The organism is Spiroplasma endosymbiont of Ammophila pubescens (assembly GCF_964020965.1).
In the GTDB taxonomy this organism is placed as follows: domain Bacteria; phylum Bacillota_I; class Bacilli_A; order Mycoplasmatales; family Mycoplasmataceae; genus Spiroplasma.
On the sequence record NZ_OZ026611.1, the window covers coordinates 1,361,785 to 1,383,106 of the forward strand.

At 23.4% G+C, this 21,322-nt stretch carries 27 protein-coding genes, 3 pseudogenes and 1 riboswitch; of the genes and pseudogenes, 11 read left to right on the forward strand and 19 right to left on the reverse strand.

All coding sequences use genetic code 4. The annotated features are described in order from the left end of the window. Positions 1 to 52: 52 nt before the first annotated feature. From ABNT63_RS08905 to ABNT63_RS08925, 5 genes are all read right to left on the reverse strand, one after another. A complete protein-coding gene (locus ABNT63_RS08905) occupies positions 53 to 1,444 on the reverse strand; it encodes an Mbov_0401 family ICE element transposase-like protein (protein WP_348735420.1) in 1,392 nt (463 codons plus the stop codon). A gap of 408 nt (positions 1,445 to 1,852) precedes the next feature. Next, on the reverse strand, positions 1,853 to 3,610 hold the full coding sequence (locus tag ABNT63_RS08910; protein ID WP_348735421.1) for a VirD4-like conjugal transfer protein, CD1115 family: 1,758 nt from the start codon (positions 3,608 to 3,610) through the stop codon (positions 1,853 to 1,855). A 117-nt stretch (positions 3,611 to 3,727) separates the two neighbouring features. Then, complete coding sequence (locus tag ABNT63_RS08915) at positions 3,728 to 3,883, reverse strand: hypothetical protein (protein ID WP_348735422.1); 156 nt, start codon at positions 3,881 to 3,883, stop codon at positions 3,728 to 3,730. A 4-nt stretch (positions 3,884 to 3,887) separates the two neighbouring features. Continuing rightward, positions 3,888 to 4,856: a plasmid recombination protein gene (locus tag ABNT63_RS08920; RefSeq protein ID WP_348735423.1), complete on the reverse strand. Its 969-nt coding sequence runs from the start codon at positions 4,854 to 4,856 to the stop codon at positions 3,888 to 3,890. A 328-nt stretch (positions 4,857 to 5,184) separates the two neighbouring features. Continuing rightward, a complete protein-coding gene (locus tag ABNT63_RS08925) occupies positions 5,185 to 5,574 on the reverse strand; it encodes a hypothetical protein (RefSeq protein ID WP_348735424.1) in 390 nt (129 codons plus the stop codon). A gap of 180 nt (positions 5,575 to 5,754) precedes the next feature. Here ABNT63_RS08925 and ABNT63_RS08930 point away from each other — a divergent pair, with 180 nt between their 5' ends. Further along, on the forward strand, positions 5,755 to 6,063 hold the full coding sequence (locus tag ABNT63_RS08930) for a hypothetical protein (protein WP_348735425.1): 309 nt from the start codon (positions 5,755 to 5,757) through the stop codon (positions 6,061 to 6,063). An 86-nt stretch (positions 6,064 to 6,149) separates the two neighbouring features. Here the strand turns inward: ABNT63_RS08930 and ABNT63_RS08935 are convergent, their stop codons facing one another. From ABNT63_RS08935 to ABNT63_RS08950, 4 genes are all read right to left on the reverse strand, one after another. Further along, on the reverse strand, positions 6,150 to 7,307 hold the full coding sequence (locus ABNT63_RS08935) for a hypothetical protein (protein WP_348735426.1): 1,158 nt from the start codon (positions 7,305 to 7,307) through the stop codon (positions 6,150 to 6,152). A 249-nt stretch (positions 7,308 to 7,556) separates the two neighbouring features. Further along, a complete protein-coding gene (locus ABNT63_RS08940) occupies positions 7,557 to 8,252 on the reverse strand; it encodes a hypothetical protein (RefSeq protein WP_348735427.1) in 696 nt (231 codons plus the stop codon). 189 nt (positions 8,253 to 8,441) lie between these two features. Continuing rightward, positions 8,442 to 8,624, reverse strand: coding sequence for a hypothetical protein (locus ABNT63_RS08945; protein WP_348735428.1), 183 nt, complete (start codon positions 8,622 to 8,624; stop codon positions 8,442 to 8,444). A 325-nt stretch (positions 8,625 to 8,949) separates the two neighbouring features. Further along, positions 8,950 to 9,144: a hypothetical protein gene (locus ABNT63_RS08950; RefSeq protein WP_348735429.1), complete on the reverse strand. Its 195-nt coding sequence runs from the start codon at positions 9,142 to 9,144 to the stop codon at positions 8,950 to 8,952. Between the two features lie 135 nt (positions 9,145 to 9,279). Further along, positions 9,280 to 9,475: riboswitch (cobalamin riboswitch) on the reverse strand. A 144-nt stretch (positions 9,476 to 9,619) separates the two neighbouring features. On the opposite strand from ABNT63_RS08950, the gene ABNT63_RS08955 reads away from it, so the two are divergent. From ABNT63_RS08955 to ABNT63_RS08995, 9 genes are all read left to right on the forward strand, one after another. Continuing rightward, entirely contained in the window at positions 9,620 to 10,465 is an 846-nt protein-coding gene (locus ABNT63_RS08955; RefSeq protein ID WP_348735430.1) for a Cof-type HAD-IIB family hydrolase, read from the forward strand. Between the two features lie 111 nt (positions 10,466 to 10,576). Beyond that, entirely contained in the window at positions 10,577 to 11,641 is a 1,065-nt protein-coding gene (locus tag ABNT63_RS08960) for an alpha/beta hydrolase (RefSeq protein WP_348735431.1), read from the forward strand. Positions 11,642 to 11,699: 58 nt separating this feature from the next. Continuing rightward, positions 11,700 to 12,416, forward strand: coding sequence for an APC family permease (locus ABNT63_RS08965; protein WP_348735432.1), 717 nt, complete (start codon positions 11,700 to 11,702; stop codon positions 12,414 to 12,416). A 180-nt stretch (positions 12,417 to 12,596) separates the two neighbouring features. Beyond that, positions 12,597 to 13,088 carry a hypothetical protein gene (locus ABNT63_RS08970; protein WP_348735433.1) on the forward strand — a complete coding sequence of 164 codons (492 nt, stop codon included), beginning with the start codon at positions 12,597 to 12,599 and terminating at the stop codon, positions 13,086 to 13,088. A gap of 131 nt (positions 13,089 to 13,219) precedes the next feature. After that, the gene (locus tag ABNT63_RS08975) at positions 13,220 to 13,543 is read left to right on the forward strand and encodes a hypothetical protein (protein WP_114565262.1); all 324 of its coding nucleotides are present in this window, start codon (positions 13,220 to 13,222) and stop codon (positions 13,541 to 13,543) included. 182 nt (positions 13,544 to 13,725) lie between these two features. Continuing rightward, a complete protein-coding gene (locus ABNT63_RS08980; RefSeq protein WP_348735434.1) occupies positions 13,726 to 14,298 on the forward strand; it encodes a hypothetical protein in 573 nt (190 codons plus the stop codon). After that, the gene (locus ABNT63_RS08985) at positions 14,288 to 14,419 is read left to right on the forward strand and encodes a hypothetical protein (RefSeq protein ID WP_348735435.1); all 132 of its coding nucleotides are present in this window, start codon (positions 14,288 to 14,290) and stop codon (positions 14,417 to 14,419) included. Before ABNT63_RS08980 ends, ABNT63_RS08985 begins: the two co-directional genes overlap by 11 nt. Before the next feature lie 26 nt (positions 14,420 to 14,445). Next, complete coding sequence (locus tag ABNT63_RS08990) at positions 14,446 to 14,589, forward strand: hypothetical protein (RefSeq protein ID WP_348735436.1); 144 nt, start codon at positions 14,446 to 14,448, stop codon at positions 14,587 to 14,589. Positions 14,590 to 14,621: 32 nt separating this feature from the next. After that, positions 14,622 to 15,098, forward strand: coding sequence for an MBL fold metallo-hydrolase (locus ABNT63_RS08995; protein WP_348737178.1), 477 nt, complete (start codon positions 14,622 to 14,624; stop codon positions 15,096 to 15,098). A gap of 68 nt (positions 15,099 to 15,166) precedes the next feature. On the opposite strand, the gene ABNT63_RS09000 is transcribed toward ABNT63_RS08995, so the two are convergent. Next, a complete protein-coding gene (locus ABNT63_RS09000) occupies positions 15,167 to 15,997 on the reverse strand; it encodes a hypothetical protein (RefSeq protein ID WP_348735437.1) in 831 nt (276 codons plus the stop codon). Positions 15,998 to 16,189: 192 nt separating this feature from the next. Here ABNT63_RS09000 and ABNT63_RS09005 point away from each other — a divergent pair, with 192 nt between their 5' ends. Next, positions 16,190 to 16,369 carry a hypothetical protein gene (locus tag ABNT63_RS09005; protein ID WP_348735438.1) on the forward strand — a complete coding sequence of 60 codons (180 nt, stop codon included), beginning with the start codon at positions 16,190 to 16,192 and terminating at the stop codon, positions 16,367 to 16,369. A gap of 130 nt (positions 16,370 to 16,499) precedes the next feature. Here ABNT63_RS09005 and ABNT63_RS09010 read toward each other — a convergent pair whose 3' ends face one another. The 9 genes and pseudogenes from ABNT63_RS09010 to ABNT63_RS09050 form a co-directional block, all read right to left on the reverse strand. Beyond that, positions 16,500 to 16,823 carry a hypothetical protein gene (locus ABNT63_RS09010; protein WP_348735439.1) on the reverse strand — a complete coding sequence of 108 codons (324 nt, stop codon included), beginning with the start codon at positions 16,821 to 16,823 and terminating at the stop codon, positions 16,500 to 16,502. Then, complete coding sequence (locus tag ABNT63_RS09015) at positions 16,801 to 17,343, reverse strand: UPF0236 family transposase-like protein (protein WP_348735440.1); 543 nt, start codon at positions 17,341 to 17,343, stop codon at positions 16,801 to 16,803. The genes ABNT63_RS09010 and ABNT63_RS09015 overlap by 23 nt, the downstream gene beginning before the upstream one ends. 10 nt (positions 17,344 to 17,353) lie before the next feature. Beyond that, positions 17,354 to 17,911 (reverse strand): annotated as a pseudogene (locus ABNT63_RS09020) (spiroplasma phage ORF1-like family protein); the annotation flags it as partial. Then, complete coding sequence (locus tag ABNT63_RS09025; protein WP_348735441.1) at positions 17,908 to 18,144, reverse strand: hypothetical protein; 237 nt, start codon at positions 18,142 to 18,144, stop codon at positions 17,908 to 17,910. The gene ABNT63_RS09025 and the pseudogene ABNT63_RS09020, both read right to left, overlap by 4 nt. Then, a pseudogene (locus tag ABNT63_RS09030) lies at positions 18,144 to 18,542 on the reverse strand (hypothetical protein). The gene ABNT63_RS09025 and the pseudogene ABNT63_RS09030 overlap by 1 nt, the downstream one beginning before the upstream one ends. Beyond that, positions 18,535 to 19,547 (reverse strand): annotated as a pseudogene (locus tag ABNT63_RS09035) (hypothetical protein). The pseudogenes ABNT63_RS09030 and ABNT63_RS09035 overlap by 8 nt, the downstream one beginning before the upstream one ends. Further along, positions 19,547 to 19,714: a DUF2649 family protein gene (locus ABNT63_RS09040; protein WP_348737180.1), complete on the reverse strand. Its 168-nt coding sequence runs from the start codon at positions 19,712 to 19,714 to the stop codon at positions 19,547 to 19,549. Before ABNT63_RS09040 ends, ABNT63_RS09035 begins: the two are co-directional and overlap by 1 nt. Before the next feature lie 173 nt (positions 19,715 to 19,887). Beyond that, a complete protein-coding gene (locus ABNT63_RS09045) occupies positions 19,888 to 20,334 on the reverse strand; it encodes a DUF3627 domain-containing protein (RefSeq protein WP_348735442.1) in 447 nt (148 codons plus the stop codon). Positions 20,335 to 20,491: 157 nt separating this feature from the next. Beyond that, a complete protein-coding gene (locus ABNT63_RS09050; RefSeq protein WP_348735443.1) occupies positions 20,492 to 21,277 on the reverse strand; it encodes a DNA adenine methylase in 786 nt (261 codons plus the stop codon). Positions 21,278 to 21,322: the final 45 nt, after the last annotated feature.

Sequence of the window (21,322 nt, forward strand, 5' to 3'; positions counted from 1 at the left end):
TCGCAAATTATTTAATAAATTTATTTTAAATTATTGATTTTTACTTTAAATTTTAGACAAAACATTGTGCTTGGTGAGCAACATTTTTATTTATTAAAAATTGCTGATTATACTTATCTTCATTTTTAAAATAATAATTATATTCTTTTTCATTTTTTTTGTTTAATTTATTAAGATAAAACTCAATTAAATTAACACCATTTTCTTTTGCCATTTTCAATGCAATCATATTTTTAAAAACTTTTTCACTATATGATTTAGCACCATATCCTTTTAATCATTTGACATTATGCGAAATTTGTGGTTCAGTACAAGACCCCATATATCAATCTTCTTTATAAACTTTAATACCATCAGAATTATTTTTGATATATTTAATGAAACCATTGATTTTATCTTTTTTATCTTTTAAAAATGGATATTCTTTAATATTTTTTCTTGTAATTAATTTTTTTAAATATTTTATTGCTTCATTCGGATCGCCATTTTTAAATAATTTATTCATATCTCAATAAATTTGTTTTCTTATTTTTTCATTATCGGTTAAATTTTTAGTAAGTTTTCTTCTTCGATAAGGAAATATTGTTTTTAATTCTTTCATTAAATGAAATTGATCTAAAATAAAAATTGCACCAATTTCATTCTCAAATTTTTGGATTCATTTTGCTTCACCACCTGCTAGCGTTAACTTACAATTTTCAATATTAAAATTTTGATTTAAAAAATGTAAAAATTCTTTTTTATATTTTTTAATAAGATAGTATTTATTTTTTACTGATTTCATAACAATAAAAATTTTTTTATCTTTTAGAACATTTTTATTTTTAGTGCTTTTTATTTCATCATACCCAGTATGAAAATATGCTGTTCTAAACATATTTTTTTCTATTTTTCTATATTTTGTTAAATTACTAAAAGAATCGTCAACTCCAGCATACAAATATGGTGTTTGGACAATTATTTTTTCAATCTTTGTTTTAAATTGTTCTTTAAATAATTTAGCAAAATCAATTTCCTTATTAATGTTTGTGATTGTCATCTTTGATATATTTAATTTTGGGTACATATTCATAATATCTCTTTGTCTTTTAGCACTATCCATTAATTTTCAAAGTTCTATTTTAACACTTAAAATAATTGTTTGATTATTTTTTAAACCAATTTTTTTATTTAATAAAGTTGTTGTTTTGAATTTATTATCTTTTTTATCACGATAACCAAATCTGGAAGCTTTAATTATAATATTGCCAAAGGGAGTTTTTATCATTTTATTCTTTTTCCCTAACAAAATATAACCATTTTTTCCATTACGGTTTTGCTCTCTTAATTCTTGGTCAAGGTTTTCATATTTTTCTTTCATTTTTTGTTTTCCTATTAAATTAACATCGATATTTACTTCTTCAACAAAGTTTATATTTTTAAAACTATTAAAAATATTTAACATACTTATATTCCTTTTTAATCATCATTGCATGATAGTAAAATTTTATACTTCTTAAAATAATTTGTCAGCAGTTTTATTACATTATTTTTATCGATAGAAAGAGAGAAATTAATTAACCTTCTTATTCTTTTTCTTTTCTTTTAATTTCACTAGTTATTTGTTAGATAACTTTATTAACTTTTTCTCATTTAGGTAGAGTTTCCCTTAGGTGTGGTTTAGTTAATCACTTACGACTACTCTTCTGCCCCATGTAGTACTAATTTAATTAGTTGATTAACCTTACAGATATCCTCCCACTTCGTTTATTTTTAAGTGTTCCAGCTTGACCACTTTGTGAAATATTACTATTTATAAAAAATAATTATTCCTTTTCAGAATAATTATTGGTTTCTTGTCTTTTGATTAATTCTATTTCAAGGTTTTTGTTTTTTGTAAAAGTAAATTTATCATTGTTTTATTTTGAATAGATTTGTAATTTGTATTTTCATACTCTCTTAATTGCATTTTTAAATTATTAATATTTGTCTTAATTTCTGTTGTTGTTAAATTGACAAATTCATTAATTTCATTTTCTTTTATTTCTTTTTTGTTATTTTTAATATCATAAAAATATTCTTTATTAAAATTTATATAATTAATTTCTTTTAATTGAAATATGTTTGTTTTTTCTACTAATTTTAAATCTTTTCATAGTTTTAAAGTTATTTTCATTGGGTTATAGCGTGCTATTTTAACAATTCCTTGTCCTTGTTTTAAATTTGCTAACTCACTAGTTAACATTAAGGGGTGACTTTTTAAATTTTTCGAAACACTAATATTGCTTTTATTTTCATTAATACTAATTTGTTCGATTGTTTTTGTTCCAAATAATTCACTATAATATTTTATTGTTTCTAAATCATTGGTATGTAAGAAAATATGCATCCCACAGTTATTTAAAATAATTTTTGCTATTGTATCACCATAATTTAATTTTAATTGGTTGATATCTTGTAAAATAAATTGAAAAAATATGTTTCTGCTGCGCGAAATACTAACTCATTTTTCAATGTTATTTATTTTTGTTAAATTAGCAAATTCATCTAAAATAAAATATACTGGTTTTTCTAGTTTTTGTTCGATTATTTCACTTGCTTTATTTGTTAAAAATTGATAAATTTGACTAATTAATATTGCTATTAATTTATAGTAATTATCATTTTCGTCACTAAATATGATGTATAAAACTGTTGGATATTCGATAAAATCATTGTAATTAATATCATTTTGGGATGTTAAATTACGAATAAAATCATTGTTAAATATTTCTAAACTTTTTGCAACAGTCATTAAAATAGCATATAGTGTTCTATTTTCTTTACTATCAACCAAAGCCTTACTTACGGTTATTTTGGCAATGCTGGTATTTTTTCGATTATTTAGTCATTCAACTAAATCTTTTTTAAAACTAGCGATTGCTGCCACTGATGCCATATTAAATTTATTGGAAAATGATTCTTGGTTTAAAGTTTCCTCGATTTCTGTTATCAAATTATTTTTGTTTATTTTATCTTCATAATCTTCTAATATTGCTAAAATAATTCCTTGAATAATCATACTTGTTGATTCATTTCAAAATTCATCTTCGGGATTTTTGTTAATTAACATACGACTAAGTGATCTAATTTTATCTTGATACTCTATTTTTCACTTTATTTTTTCTTTTTCCTTATTTGTCATTATCATTTTAATAAAGTCATCATAAATTAGTTTTAATGGATTTCAAGTATTTCCTTTTTCTAAATTACGAAAATCAATAACTTTTATTTTATAACCATTTTCTGCTAAATAACCACTGGTTAAATTATACAATTCACCCTTGGGGTTGGTTATAATCATAGTTGGTTTAGTGGTTGATTTTCCATTTAAATAAATTGTTGGTAATACTATGCCTTGTGTTTTTCTGTTTGCTGTTGAACCAACAATAACACTATGAATATTATTTTTTAAGTTAAACAATAAATCTTTTTTGTTTTTATTACAATTAAAAACAAAGCCTGTATTTTTATAATTATCTTTGATATTTACTTTTTCACTAATATCATCAATTTCTTTTATACTTAATCATTTACTATCACCAAAATCTATTTTATTTGTTGTTTTAATTGCAGTTTCTTTATTCTTCACTTTACTAAATAAAACAAAATAAAAAAATCAGCAATAAAACGCTAAACTTAATCCAACTGTTATTAATAATCCGTATTTACTTTTAATTATATAATTTCATCATGATAATATTTGAAATTACTTAATTTCATTGATAAATATTGTAATTTCTTTTCAATTAATAAAAATTGAATAACCTATTCCAAATAATGTTAAACAAAAAATAAAAATAATTGGAACAAAACATAAACCAATTAATAAACTTATTTTTTTCTTTTTGATTTTATTTCACATATTTTTATAACTCTCTTTCTATACTGCTCACCAAATCATAACCTTTTTGCATAATTGGATTGATTTTAAAAACCATTTCATTAAATTCTTCTTCAATTAAACTCATATTTTTAAAATCTGCTATTTTTGGGTTAGCAACAGTAGTTATAATTTTGTAGTATTTCATTTTTTCTGCTAAATCTAAATATTTAGTTAACTGGTTTATTTCATAATCTGTAAAATTATTTTCATATTTTAAATATTGTTTAATTTCATAAATTAAACTATCATAATCATCACTAATAATTTTAATTTTGCTAAATTCTTTAATATTGTCTTTGCTAGACTTGTATTCATCAAATATATTATTAATTTCATTTTCTAATTTATTTCGTTCAAATTGTTTAACTTGTCGAAAATTCATTGCATTATAACTACCTTTACTACCAATTTTACCAGGCTCTATTTCATAACTTGCTTTTGTTAAATAATTAGCATGATAATTATGAAATTTTTGTATTTGTTTTTTACCCCAAAAAATCCTATTATTACTAATTATGTATCTTTCTCCATTAAGTTTTTTTGAAAAAACTTTACTAATTGGAATAAAATCAAAATGAATATGGGGAATTGTTTTATCCATGTGAACTGTTGAATACAAATATCCCATATCTGTTTTAAGATTATTTTTCATTCATTGTTTCATAAAATTTATTTCAATATTAGCTCATTCATTTAATTTATGATAATTTATACTTTCAGGAATTAAGTGTCCCATTTTACGAGTATCTGTTGTTTTGTCCCATACTTGAATATCTGTAAATTTACATATTCCCATTTTTTCAAATCATTCTTGTCTTGTTGCTGGCAAAACAATTTCTATATAAGTATTATATTTATTACAAAACTCTTTAAAAGTTGATTTTTGTGCTTCACTATATTTTTGTTGTTGCTTATTTCAATCTTCTTCTATATTTTTAAATAATTTATTCATATCTCAATAAATTTGTTTTCTTATTTTTGCTCTTGTATCACCAATATAATAAAAATTATATTTTGTAAACTCAGGATTAACATTTTCATGTACTTTAATTCTAAAATTATGTTGTATTAATTTGTCAACTGTACCACTTTTATATTTTTTAAAAGTTGTAATCGGTGGTGATTACTTAAATTTATATTCTTTTTCCATCTTTTTATCCTCCTTTTTTGGAAATTTTTATCCTTTAAAATTTATTAAATTTAAAAAGCCAAAATTACTACTCATTATACATTTTGGCTTTGCCAAAATATTTCAAAAATTTCATTTTTATTTTATCTAATTAATCATCTTTTTTTGGAAATTTATTACCATTAAAATATTTAAAATTTTCTTGGTATATTTGTTTTAGTTGTGCTTTTTTAATTAAAACTTGCTTATCCATTTCTAATAAAAAAGGGTGTAGTTTTTCTCAATTAACCTCACCCTTAATTTTTCCATCTTTATTTTTAATATAAAAGTTTTGATTTTTAAAAATTGTAATAAAACAATAATCTTTGTTATATTGTAATTTAAAATATTTGCTATTTATATTAATGCTTGCATAAGGATACAATAAATTTTTTATTCTTAACTCAATTCATTTATTACCTTTAATATCATAATAAGGTTTTGTTAAAATTAAATTATTTGTCATAACTTGATAACTTATATATTTTTCTGTTTCTTTCATTTTGATAGTCCCTTTCTCTATAAAATTATTTTTAATCTTTTTTTAATTTTTAATGTTATAAAATAGAAAATTGGTAAACATATTGTGTTCGTAATTAATATTCCGATAATTATTTGTTCTATATTTAAAACAACAATATTTAATCAAAAAAGAACAAAATCAATCGGAAGATAAATAATTATGTTTGATAATAAAATAAGAATAATTTTAATACTATGATTTATTTTTATTCAATTAATTAATTTAATTAAAATTGCTAATAAACCTCTTCCAATATTTCAGCATAATGATCCCAAAGTAAAACCTCATAATGTTAAATCAGATAGAAAATGTCCTATAAATCCAATTAAGAAACACCAATATCAATTTAAAATAAATCCACTTATAAAAATGGGGATTAAAAATAATGGAATTGATGTTCTTGGAATAATTTGGATTCGCATAGTTTGTGATAATACAACCATCATTGCAATTAAAACTGCGACATAATAATTATAAAATAACTTTTCATATCTAATTTAACCCTTAAAACGCGTAATAAGGGTATTTAAATAAAGAAAAAATAAACCAATATTTTATCTGTTTTTTACCTTTGTTATCGCTTTTATTTTTTTCAACTTTTTGCCCCCAATTTTTTTATTTAATTGATTTTTAATGATAATTCAAATTATAAAACCACCAACTATCCCACAACTAATCAAAGTCATAAAAAATAAATAAACTGGTTTTTTAAAAAAATTTTTTCAATCACTTTCATTATTTTTATTAGGTTTGTTGGGATCTGGTTGTTTGTTTGGTTTTTCTGGTTTATTTGGATTATTTTTCTCTTCATTCCCATTATTTTCGTTATTTTCATTTGATTTATTAGAAGTGTTAGGTGTTATTCTGTCTGTTGGGGGAATTTCATTTGGTTTATTGGGGGCATTTTCTGTTATTGGATTGTTTATTAATTTATATGAAACATTCCCAACTGCTTTTAAACTATTATCCAAAGCATAAATAGTAATTTTTAGAATGCTATATTTATTTTCTTGAATTTTTTTCATAAATTCCTGTAATTCATTATCATTAATATTAATCTTTTTGCCATTTAATCCTTGTAATGATATTTGATAATCAATATCTTGTTTCAATATTTCATCTAATTTATTAATTTTAAAACTTTGCTTAATATATTCCATAATATAATTATTAAAAATATCATCTTTTGTTTTATCTTTAAAATTATATTCTTGATTTTGATATTTAATTTTACTTAAATCAATTATTTTATTTTCATCATAATTTAAGTTATTAATAACTTTAAATTGGTTTGTTTCACCAATTAACAACATTGATGTATTTAGTGCTTTGATTTTTAGCATTATTTCTTTTGTTTGTTCTTTCTGATTAGTTATTAATTGGTTTAAATCATCATCAGTTAATTTCTGTCATTGGCTATTTTTATATATTTTAATAATATAATCTTTATTTATTGTTGCTAATAAACTAAGTTTATTTATTTCTTTTCAAACAAAGTTTTCAATTTTATTTCTAATAGTTTTCATATCTTTGGCATTCATTTTCAAAGCACTAATATTTAAATCATTTAATGCTTTAAAATTATTGATGCTTTCATTAACCGCTCAATGATTACGAATATCTGAAACATAATCTCGTCAATATGATAAAACCGCTTCATAAGTTAATTTTGATAAATCATTATTTGAATTTCACTTTTTATAGTTAATCATATAATTTTTTAAATGTTTTCCTTGTGTTATATTTCAAAAATCATTAGCATTTTGGTTATTAACTGAATTTAAAAAATATCCATAATTTGAACTTTTATTTTTATCAACATAAATAAATTTGTGTTGATAAAATGGTGTTTGTGTATTTCCGTTTAAATCATTAAAGCGTTTTTGTTGAATAAAAAAATGAAATCACCCAGCACTAGTATTAACATCTCCCGTTTTGTTTTTTTCTAATTCGTAGCCATTTTAAAATTTAGTCTCTAAATTTTCATTTGATAAATAACGAATAACTTTTTCAATGTTGTCATTATTGTAAAAGTTTTCAAATCCTGCTCCAACTGCACTGGCTTCTGCTAAATAACCAATATCATAATCATTAATACTACTACTTTTTATTAAATTTCCATCTCTGTCAACTGGATCTAACGGAAATGGGGTGTTAGATTGATGGCGAACCCATATTAATTGTTTTTTTGTTCCTTTTTCTTTATTTATTTCTTGATCATAATTGGGGTTTTTAATTGTTTTATTTTCATTACTTGGATCTTTAATAAATTCACTTGTTAGTTTTTCATAGTCAATATTTTTTGGCCATCATCCCATTAATTTTAATTGTAATGATGGGGTGATTGTTTCAATTAAAATTGTTAACTTAAAATTACCACCAACATCCTCCTCGATTTTAGGGTTTGATCGGTGGATAATTTCAATTTCATATTTATTAACTTTTTCTTTATCATCAAAAGTATATGTGTATAAACCATTAACAGCGTTTAAATTAACCCCATTTATTTTAACAATATCATAATCAAGATTATTGTTATTTTCCTTTGGTTCAATGTATTGAAAAAATGTTGTTGTATGATATTTTATTATTCCTTTATTGTATTTATTTTCTTTTCTCTCACCGTTATTGATAACTTCTTCAATATTATTAATCATTGCAACGCCATTTTCATCACTAATTTTTCCTGGGGTTATTAAAATTCGTTCTTGTAATTTACTTTTTCAATATTTAGCACTTAATGAAAAATTGAGTTTTGTTTTAAAAACTCAATTTTCTCATTGTTCTGTTAAATAATTAAAAATATTAAAACTTGTTTTAAGATAATAATTATTATTTTCTGTTATTTATTGTAATTGTAAAAAAACAATACTAAACATTAAAATAAAGGTGACAAATTCAACGTTTGGTAAAAATGCAAAAGCAATTTTAAGGGCTAATGCTAAACTACTAAAAAGAGCAATAACAGTCATTTTTAGAATTATTTTTAAAGTTGAGGATCAAATATCTTCTTTTGCTATTTTTTTCATTAGAAAAATTTATTTTTAATTAATTTTTATGTATTAATCTTCGTAATGACAAAACGAAAAAAATTATCAACATTAGGCATTAATTTAAGATAATCAACACCTTGTGAACATGCATTATTTTCATATTCACGACACTCAGGATGAATATGAGCAGCATTTTTTTGATTATTGTCCCCACTTTGAATATTAAAATATGCTTCTTTTGAATTAGATAAGGTAATGTTTCCAACACGGGTAAGAAAATTTCCTCAAGTGGTATTAATTAAACCAAAATGATTAGGATATTTACTTAAAACATCACCAAGGTTATTAACATGTTTAACATTTAATCCTTTAGTAAAAAAATGCTATAGTCTTCATTTTGACCAAGAATTGTTACATTATGAGTTCCTTCATAATGATTTTGGCGTTTTGCCTCATAATACTTAGGAATATAATAGATATTTAAAACAATTGCTGTTAATAAAATTAAAGATGGAAAAAGATAATATAAATATTTTTTTCATGAGAAATTTTTCATTGCGATAATTCCTTTCAAAAATAACTGCAATAAAAACCTATTCTAGCGGAAAAATTATTTTATTTATGAGGGTAAACTATTATTTAAGAATAATAAATTATTTACTCACAAATATCACAATCCCAGGGATATTTATTTCGTTAGGAGTTAACGGCAGGTTTACTGGCTTAAAATCACTTTACTAATTGTCTCTTCCCAAAAAAATCTTTTTTTTAGTGAGTAAATAAATACAATGTTCATCATCATTACAGTTGCTGGGACAGCTTGAGAATATTAACTCAATTCCCTTTTCAAAACATTTTTAATGTTTACCGTTAATTCAAATGAAAGCAGAATGCTTTACTTACTAATTATAAACTAAAATATTATAAAAATTTGTTTTTTTGGCTTAATTATTTTTTAGTTTTTATCAATTTTAAAAATAAATGTTTGAACTTTTATAAAATATATTAGAATTATGTTATATAGGAGAAAAATGATTATACCAGATATTAAATTAATTGCTGTTGACTTAGATGGAACAGCTTTAAATTCTAACAGGGAAATGTCCCCACGTACTTTGCAAGTTTTAAAAGGATTAGTTAGCAAAGATATTAAATTAGTCATTGCAACAGGTCGCCCTTTATATCAATGCAAGGATATTGCAACAAAGTTAGGTTTAACTGATAGCAATGATTTTACTGTTAGTTTAAATGGGTCTGTTGTAACAAATAATGCCACAAAAGAAATTTTGTTTTGTGATTTTTTGAATCAGCAATTATTGCGAGATATTTATTTAGATGTTATTAAACTTGATTTAGAAACATTAATTATGTTTGATGCTGATCAATCTTCATTTAATAAAATGCTTTTACATTGTAAAGGATTTGAAGATAAAATAACCAAAAGTTATTTAGCAAGTTTTGCTGCCGTTAAAGATGAAGTAACAGCATGTTTATATTCCGCTGATTTTAATATTAATGTTAATAAAATTTATATTAGTAGTTATACCTCTGATATTAATCGGTTTGTCACAAAATGACAAGGAAAGATTGAAATTTCCCAAGAAATTCGCGGAGATCGTTCATCGTTAGAAATTACTAGTTGTAATGTTAATAAAGCAACTGGAATTGCTAAAATTTGTGCGAAGTACCAATTAACACCAAAAAATGTGTTAGCTTTTGGGAATGAACATAATGATGTTACAATGTTGCAATGAGCTGGAATTGGTGTTGCAATGGGGAATGCTCCTGATGATGTTAAAACAATTGCTGATTTAGTGACTGATGATAATGACCATGACGGTATTGCTAATGTAATTGAACAAATGTTTTTATCGTAGTGGGTTAGAATGAAGGTTATTAATACCATTATCAATAAACTTTAATTAAGTTTTTTGTAAAAAATAATATCTTAAATGAATTATTCTTGTTGTATTGATGAAAGGGAAAAAATGAAAGTAGTTACAAAAAAACCAAGTAAAAAAATTATTCTTAATGGGTATCGACAATTTTGTTTTAATTGATGACGAATATTATTAACTGTTTTATTATTTCCAATTATTATTTTTTGATCAAAAAAATATGTGCGAGATTTTTTTAATTTTACCCAAAATTATCAACGAACTGGGATGTTAACAATGAATTCAAAAAGTTTTGATTTTAATAGTTTTGAAGCATATCATCAAGATCTTATTGCAAAAGAATTAAAGCAATTAAATTTTTGTTTTAACACAATAGAAGAAACACAAATGAAAACCGTAACAATTTTAAACCAACAACAAGAATCCATTAGTGCTCTTTATTTACAACATCCACATTCTCAAAAGTGAGTAATTGGTTTACATGGGTGAACAGAAAACAAATACTTAGCGTTACGACAAGTTTATTATTTTTATCAACAAGGTTATAATGTTTTGACATTTGATAGTGTTGCACACGGTTTAAGCGCTGGAAAATATAGTGGGATTGGTTATTTAAATGTAGAAAACTTAAATGATGTTATTGCATGGATAACAAATAATTTTACCGTCAATGAAATTGGCTTAATTGGAAATAGTATGGGAGCGGCTTGTTTAACAAAATATTTACTAGATCATGGATACCAAAATGCTTTAATTAAATGAGCAATTAGTGATTGTGGGTTTAGTAACTTATTAGTACAATTTCGGTATGTGATGCAATATCGTTATCAGAGTTGTTGATGATTAATTAGTTTTGGTTTAAGAAAGAAATTTAAACAAGAACTTGGTTTTAATCTTTGCCATTATGATTTATTAAAGCATACAGAACGATTAAAAAATTTACCAATGTTAATTTTTCATGGTACTAATGATGATTTTGTCCCTTATTTTATGAGTAAAGAATTTTATACTCAGAAAATTAAATCAGAACCATTAGGACAAAGTCAGTTGGTATCATTATTAAATTTAGGACATGTTGAAGCAATTTCAAAAGGTCATAAAAGTTATTTAGCAGCAATTAAAACATTTTTAATACAACAAGAAAGGAAAAAATAATGAAATTACAAAAAAATACGGCTTTTGACAAATTTTAGCCTTAGCCATTTCAGCCACATTGGGTTCTTCAATTTTAGTTTCGTTTGGGCAAGTTGCTTTTCAAGCACAATTTAATCCAATTTTAATTATTATTTTAATTATTATTGCATGAATTTTAGGAGGCTTATTAGTTTTACCAGAAATGTTATTATTATCCGAGGGTGCAACATCGTATCCTGAAAATGGGACAAGTTATTATTGAATTAAACGAGCAAAATGGAATGCTTGTTCATTTTGATTTGGATGAATTATGGTGTTATTTGTTAGTGCGACAGCAGTTGCAACTGCTTGTTTAGTTTTTGGTAATATTGTTGTGACATTATTAAAATTAGAAAATCAATTATATAGTAAAATGTTTGGGGTTTTGATTTTATTTGGTTTAGTTTTAATGCAACTATTGATTAAAAAGAGTAGTGGGTATTCACAAATTATTTTTGCTTTACTAAAGGGTTTACCAATTGTATTAGTATTAATTATTGCAATGGTATATGGTAATACAAGTAGTTTTACGGATGATACAATTAACCAAAATTTAAGTCAAATTTATTTATCTTTCTTTTTATTACTACCAGCAACAGCTATGACGATGTTTGCTTATTCTGGTATGGAAGCAATTACCTATGTTAGTGGAGAAGTTATTAATCCTCGTAAAAATATTCCCCAGGCAATGATTATTGCGACAATTATGATTGTAATTCTTTATATCATTTTAGCAATTGGTTTACTAACAATTTAATAAACCGCAGGCATGAATCGGACCAAATGGAATTAATAATGTTTGATATTATGCTATTATGAATAATCCAGCAATTCCACCAGTTTTGAATTATTTATTTTCTATTTTAGCAATTTTTATTTTTTGTTGGTTCATTAAATTCATTTTTAGTTTATCATTCGCGGTTGATTTTTAAAATGAGTGAAGAAAAAGATTTTTTTTGCTTTTTTTCAAAAAACAACAAAACGAACTAATATGCCATACTTAGCAATGCTATTTTTAGTTATATTAGCGGTTATTTATATTTTATGAACATCATTATTTAATGTTACAAATTATTTTATTTTAGCAGTTAGTGTTTTAAAATTTATTACAATGCTTAGTTTAATTTATTTACGGATTAATGATTCAAAATATGAACCATTATATCAAAAACCACTTTTTATTATCTTAGTTATTTTAGCATTAAGTTCTTGTTTGATTACTTTTATTGGTTCAATCTTAGCAATGTATTATTATGCACAAAATACCCATAATATGTGAGAGTTATGAAATTGTTTACTTATATTAGGTGGCATGTTAAGTGGTTATCCACTTTATTATGTTAAAAAATGATGTGCTCAGAAATTAAAGCCTAAAAAGCAAAAAGACAATATTAATAGCAAAAAAAATGGAGAATTTTTTACAAAATAATCTCTTTAAAAAAATTTAATGATATAATATTGTTGTTCATATGAAAATATAATAAATCTTCCTTTTTTTCTTTTTAAAATTTAAAGTATGATTTTAGATATTCATTTGAATAAGAAAGGAGGGCAGAAAGAATGTATAATAATAAACCACAACACAGATTTAATAAAAAAAATGAACAATTTATTAACGATGAAAAGTTTTTATTAGCATCAAAACAACCGCAATTAAAAACAGTTACTAGTAAAGATGGACAAATAAGGGATTTATGTGAATTTTGAGTTTTAGATAATGGTGAAGAAGTGCAATGTGTAGTATGAAATGATTTAGCACAAAAATTAAATGCTGAATTTAATCTTGAAAGCTTTACAGCAATTACTATTACTTATAAAAAGAATTTTAATGATTTTACTGGTAAAACTCGTTATAGTGTTCGTGATTTTGCTTTTACTAATTAATTCATTCTTTGATTTTAAAGTAAAACAATAAAAACCCTTTTCAAAGGGTTTTTTCTTTGGAGTTATTAATAAAAGTCTAGTATTAAAGGAATTTAAATTGTGTTTTATTTTGTTAATAAGACTTTTTTAGGGAAAAATGTTATAATAATATTAATTGGAAGCAAAAGGATGATATAAAATTTATGGAGAAAAAATATTTAATTAAGATATTAGCACAAAAGGATGCAACTTTAAATTATAAAACATCAATGGCTTTGACCCAAAAGGTTTTAACAGAAGAAACTGGGACTGTTGATCCTAAAATTATTTTACGTTTTAAATGATATCGCCCATCGCAAGAAGTTTTTGAAAGTATTTATTCAACTGCTGTATGAGGAACAAAGATTGCTTTTGAACGTTATCAAGATTTAATTCCTAATATTGCTTTAAAAGATGTTGTTTCTTTCAAAGCTTTATATAAAGGAATTATGAATGTTTTTGTTAAAATTGATGATGAAATCCAAGCTTATGGGGAAAATATAATTGCTATTACTGATTATGTTAATTTATTATTAACCATTATTTCGGAAATAACTAAAACCAATTTTATTCGAACATCTTTTCATGATGAACATCTTGAGAATCCCAATATTAATCCTTTTTTAAGTCATATTTTAGGGGGCAGCATTATGAATTGCCCGTTGGTTTGGTTATCGAATTCTTCATCAAGATGACGGACATGAATTAATTCAAAAATTATATATAATGAATATTAATAAAATTAAGGGATTTGACCATGATAATATTAATGATATTTTATTTTTAATTGAAGATTTATTAAATTATATTGAAAAAAACTCTTATTTTATTGAAGAGTTTACCGCAGCAGATCAATAGAATTGTTTCATAAAGGAGAAAAACTTATGGCAAAAATGAAAAACTTTGTAGATGCAACATATGATAACCAAAATGTTTATTTAATTATTAATAATCAAAATGAGGCAACTATGATTGATGCATCAAATACAACAAGAAGAGCAATTGAATATATTAAACAAAAAAAATAACCTTAAAAGCATTATTTATTACACATGGGCATATTGACCATTATGATGACCTTGATAATGTTTTAAAAGAATATCCAGATTTAAAAATTTATATTCAAAAAATTGATTTACGATTATTGTCGCAACATAAGGTTGACGATGAGACAGGTGCAATTTTAGGTCCAGGAATTAATTATCCATTAACAAACATTGTTGCTTTAAGTGGTGATACTGTTGTTGAAGAAATTGGTTATCACATTGAAGTTTTTCATATTTCTGGTCATACCGTAGGAACTCAAATGTTAAGAATTAAAGCGCTAAATTTAGTGACAACTGGTGCTAGTTTAATGCCTGATAAAACAAGTCCTGGTTATACCGGAGCTATGTGTAATGATAATTACTTTATTACTGAATTACGTCGCATTACTAATTTAGATGCAAAATGACATGTGTTACCTGGGCATAATAAACCATTTCTAATGGCCCATGCTCTTGCTGAAAAAGTAATTACAATAGAAGAAAGTGAATAAATTTCTAAAGGGGAAAAGAAAAAGTAGAATGATTCTACTTTTTCTTTTCCCCTTTATTTAAGAAAACATTATTCTTGTGAGTAATGCATTACATAAGTGTTAAAATATAAATCTTGTGGTTTAAAACCCAGTTTTTGATACCAAGCAACTTGGTTATCTGGTACCACAATACCAACAGTTTGATAATTTGCTTTTTTTGCTTGATGTAATAAATGCATTAACATTTTCTTTTTATTTTCAGAATTATCATCATTGTCAGTAATTCTAATTACAGCGATTGTTGCTTCAAAAAAGAGAATCCCAGTTGTCATTGGTGTTTCATCTTTAGTTAAGGTTACAGCATAGCAAAGATTGTTAACTTGATCTAATGTAGGATTAGGTTGTGAAGTTGGTAAATCTTTTAATGGTAAATCAGCATCACTAATAATTTTAAGGTTTGTTGTAGTTATTAATTTGGGTTTTTTTTCTTCGCAAAACATTGTTAGATCAGTTATCGGATTAAATTTTTCGTTTTTCAATAATTCACTTTTTGCGGTAAAAGTTTTTAAATCAATCATCATTCCAATTCCAGTTTGCAAATATGTTAAACCATTTTTTTCAAAAAATGAACGTTCTGCTTGGTTATTATCAACTGTAATTGTACACCAAATAAATGGTGTTTTTTCTGAATAATATTCATCAATAATTTCACCAGCTTTTGCAAATTGTTCTGATGTTGCTAGATGCGAACTAATAACACCATTAATACTATTTTTTAATTGACGAGTATCAATTTGATAAAAGAAATTGTTACTATCAAGTTTATTTTGTTGTTGTTCATTATCATGCTTTGGATCAACAGTATAATTAATATAATTTACAACCAACTGGTTTAATTTTTCACTATTAAAATTAAACATTTTTAATCCTCCTTTTATTAGTTATAATTTTATCACTTTTTGGTGTTAGAAGAAAAAAATTTAAAAAATAGATTTAAATTTAGTAAAATAATAAGGAAATTATGAAAAATAAAATAATAATGCCTACTTGTACTTTACCTAAAAAATGACTAAAATATATATTATATAATTTGATGTTAAAGGAGTTATACAATGTTTAAATGAAATCCTCGCGTCCATTTTTATTTACGTTTGGGAGCTTTAATTATTTTAAGTTTATTTTTATTGTTTGATTTAATAATGGCAATTTATTATCCACAACCAAAATTTGCACACTTAGGTTATGGTAAAAGAATTTCTAATTATTATTCTTTTTGGGAGTGTTGCATATAAATGGATATTACTTAATTTATTTAAAAACAAGAAACTTTTTTCTTTTATAAAAAAATAATAACACAAAAAATAATTTCATATTTTAACATACTAAAAAATAGTTTAAAAACTAAAATTAAATTATTTTAAATTAACTAAAATTAAATCTCATAATTTTTAAATCCAAAATATTTTTAAGTGTTGAAAATAAAAATGTTTTATTCCCATATCCCAAACAAGATTTTACAACTCTTGAAACATCGCTTTCAGCAGATACGCCAATATTTCACTCTTTATTTTGATTTAAAATACCATTTTTTAAATTAATAAAATACCTTAATTTAATTCTTTCATTCTGTAATGATTTTAAAAAAGTTATAAATTCGTCGTATTTTCCTTGTAAAAATAATTCCTTTGCGTGTAAATAATTTTTAAAGGATTCTTTACTACGATTACCATAATATATGATTACCACAATATATATTATTCTTTAATTCTCTTATTGCATGAAATCTATCAAATATAAACATACCATCTAAAATTTTAGCAGTTTTTTTAATTCATTTAGCACTATCCCCACCAATAATTAATTTAATATTTTCATAATTTTTAAAAAATTTTTGAATTTGTTTTTTAATAAATAAAGCATTAAATTCTGCTCCTCAAGTTTTCTTATTTAAGAAAAAAATAACAATATTTTTTTTATTTAAAGATTTATTATTTTCTTTTCCAGTATTAAATGAAATTATTCTAACAGTTTGCAAATAAGATTTATTATTTTTATTTTTTAAAGTTACATGTGCATCATCCAAATTGATATATAAATTTTCTCAATTTTTTAAATCTATTTTTTTATCTTTTCTTTTTATTAATGCTTTTCGTAAAATACGCGAAACAGATAAAAAATGCAATTTACAATTAAACATATCTAATATATCACTATATCTTTTATTTTTTACTATTTCAGCAATTATTTTTAATTTTAAATTCATCATTAAATGTACCACTTACAGTTTTCCAATTTTGAAACTTTAAATTAACTTGTTGCAAATTATCAACACTTTTTTCTAATTTATTTATAATTTCAACAGTATTAAAATATTTTGCAAATGAATACGAAAAATTTGTTAATTCTTTTAAAAATTGTTTCTTATCAACATCATAAAATTTATCAATACTATATTGTTTAGCATAAGTATCTCAATTTTTATATAAATCCATGAACTCATCACTAGGCTTATCAAATGAAATTCCGGTTGAATAACTATCCTTTAAAAAATCTAAATATCACTTATCATTATAAGTTAATGATTATGATGTTTTTAAAGTCGGATTAATAAAGTAATTTGTTTCTGACCAATTTTCAAAAAAACTACTGCGTAAAAACATTGTATTAATAAAATCTGTTTCATTCATTCCTGTTGATTGTTGCTTAACATTATAACTTTGTTGATTTAGAGGTTTAAACGCTGTTAAAGTAATCAAAGAAATAACTAAGCTTAAAATACCTAAAATAAATATTGAAAATAAAGATATTTTTTTTTCATATTTAACTACTCCTAACTATAGAATGTTTTTGAAACAATAAACCCAATTATATATAAACTTGATATCGTTAACATTAGTGGATGACTAAATAAAATTGCCATTTTGCCAAACAAAGAAAGTAAAAAAGTATCAGAATTATATAAATCCATAATAATATTTTTTGCTGATGTCAACTGATTAATAATAACCGTAATAAATCCGGTTCCAAATATAACGATTGCCGCTACTAAAAAAACTAATCTAATCATTATTTATTCACCCTTCGATATCCTTGTTCTCTTGTTTTTGCTTGTCTTACTAAACTTGATAATTGTTGTTTATTACGATTAATTTTAAATTGTTTACGTTCTTCAACATGTTTTTGTATACCTTGTTTGGTATCTAAAACTCCACGAGCTGTTGAAAAATATAATTTTGATGTACTATTTTAAACAGTTGAACCTAATTCATTATATTGTATTGATGTACCATGAATAGCATAAATTGATAATTTAATAACCATAAAAAAGATCACAAAATAAGCAATCGTTGTTTTTGTTATTGGAAATTTAGTATTTCAAATCACATCAAAAATAAACAAAAATACATCAAAAATAAAACTAAAAATTTTGTCTCAATTACTACTTTCTGATAATAAATTAATCATCTTTACCACTTCCTTTTTCTTTTTTAGGTTTTAAATTCTTTTTCAAAATATCAATATCAAACAATTCTAAGCGTTGTTTATTATTTAATTTTGATATATCTTTTCAAAAGTATTCTTTTTTATTAACAACCTCATCGTTTTTCAAATCACGAACAAAACTTAATCAATAACTATCGTATTTATTAGCAAATTAAAGCGGGATAATTATCTTAAAAAACCGAATTCCTAATCCAACATCCAACTTATGTTTTGCTCGTTTACCTTCTGACAATCGTTCAACTGATTTTGTTTTTTAAATTTCATAATCAGTAATATCTTGAAAAATACCAATTCGCATAATAAAAAAACGATTAAAAATATTAAATCCTTTTTTAACAATTGGTTTTTTAAGTGAAATTGGAATAATAATACCACTTGCTAATTGCCTAATATTGTTTCAAACCATACCCTCACGCTGAGCAGTAAACAAAGCACGATGTCCAAAATGTCTTGCTAAAACAATTCACGGTATCTTACCACTATGAACTTTTTTCTCATCGTGCGGACTAGTTCCATCAATATATAAATAACTTTCATCAAATAAAATAACACTATCATCTGGAGGAACTGGTTTTGTTCGATCAGTAAAATTCAAATTTTTAAATGTTAAAACTTTAACCTTGTCATCTTCTAATGGATAATTACTATAAATTTCATCTGTTAATAATTTCATAGACTGAGACAAATAAGTTAAAAGTAATGTTTTACCTGTTCCTAACTTACCAATGATAACTGACAAAGGGTTATCTCAAACAAAATCAACTAACCTAAATACATTTAACTGATAAAAAATATTTTTTCATAATCACCAAAAAAATATACACATTGTAAAACAAATAATAGTCAAAATACTAAACCATTATAATTTAATGAAATTATTCAAAGTAACAAATCAATTAAACTAAACAAAACCATTGAACCGCTAATATAACAATAATTTTTTAAAAAAAATACAAACTTTTTCATTATTTAAAATACCCAACTATTTTAAAAATCATTCACAATAAAAACCAAATTAAAAACAAAATTACAATTCAAACACCAACCATTAAAGTTAAATATTCATTTTGTGTTAAATTCCACATTGTAATACTTTCAACATTTGTTTTATCTATAAACAAAAAGACATGAATAAAAAACTATTTTAATTTTTTTCAATCATTTTACATTTTTAAAAACTCCACATTTTTTGAATAAGTTTAAAAAACATTACAAAAAATAAAACAATAAATAATACAAACGATTAATATATATAAAATCGGGAGCATTTGAACCAATAATATAACTTACAAATTGAACTCAATAATTATATAAACTCATTATCTAATTCTTCCAAATCGCGAATTAATTGTTCTACTTTTTCAACAGTTCAATTTGTTAAATTATTATTGTTATTTGTTTTTACTTTTTGAGGTTCAGCAGGGAATAATGCTTTTTTCATTTGTATAAAATAATTTTGTTTATATTGATTATACAAATTAATTATTTGTGTTCCAGTTAAATATTTCCAAAAATGTCGTTTTAAATTTTCATCATATTTCATAATATAATAAGAATTATCATAAATCAAACCAATAGCTACTTGATCAGAATGTTTTTTACTAAAATAAATAAACTTATTATTTAATCAAAAACCAATATGTTTATTGTGGTTAGGTAAATTTATAAACGAAGCTTTGTCAGTTTGAAAAACTATAAATTCTGTTCGAATAAAATAATTTTGTACGTTAATATTCTTCTTATAAAAACTCATAAAAACACCTTACTTTCCATATTATATTTACACAATGCCATATTAAAACCACTTTTATAACTTGATTTATGATACATTACTCAAAACAAACTACCAACAAATTTTTTATTCAAAATAGAATGACAAATTTGACATTTAAGTTTAATAATTAATCAAACTACCTAAAATTTGTAATAATTAATTCTTGGCCAAGTTTTGGCTTTTTATTATGACAATTAGTAGAACTATACACTCATTCAAATTCATTAATATTAAATTCTTTAAACAAGTCTTTAATAAATTCAGAATTATCAATACTTAAAATTCATTTACCTTTAATTTTTAAAATATTATCTTTTAGTTCATAAAAGTTCATTTTTGAATGTTTATAAACTCTTCCTTTATTATAATAATATGGTGGATCTAAATATCAAATAATATTTTTATCCATATAATATTTATTAATAATATTTTTATAGTCCAAATTATAGGACTCAATATTATTTTTAGGATCAACTAATAGTCTTCTAACATTTTGAATTCTCAATAATTTATTAAAATTAAAATTTTGTTGTAATCTTTTATCTGTTCAAGTTCCTCATTCTTTTCCGTTAAAAGTTAAAGCATTTTTAATTAAAAATTTTTCGCCGGTATTCAAACAATAATCATTTACTATCTTTTCTTTCATTTCATCAATAGTTTTTGAATTAGGATATGCCAATTTTTGTAAATAATCTAATTCGATTAAGTGAATCCCTTCCCGCCAAAAGTTAATCAAGTCACTATGTAAATCATTAAAGACTACTTTGTTACATAACTGCTGGTCTAACACATTTAAGCCAACTGAAGAACCGCCACAAAATAAATCTATAAATTTATCAAATTTAGCCGGTAATAATGCTTTAATTTTATCAAAGTGTTTAACTTTTCCATCTGGTCAAGACAACGGACTAATAAATTTCATTCTAATCCTCCTTTACTATAAAATGTTTAAATAATGTATATGTAT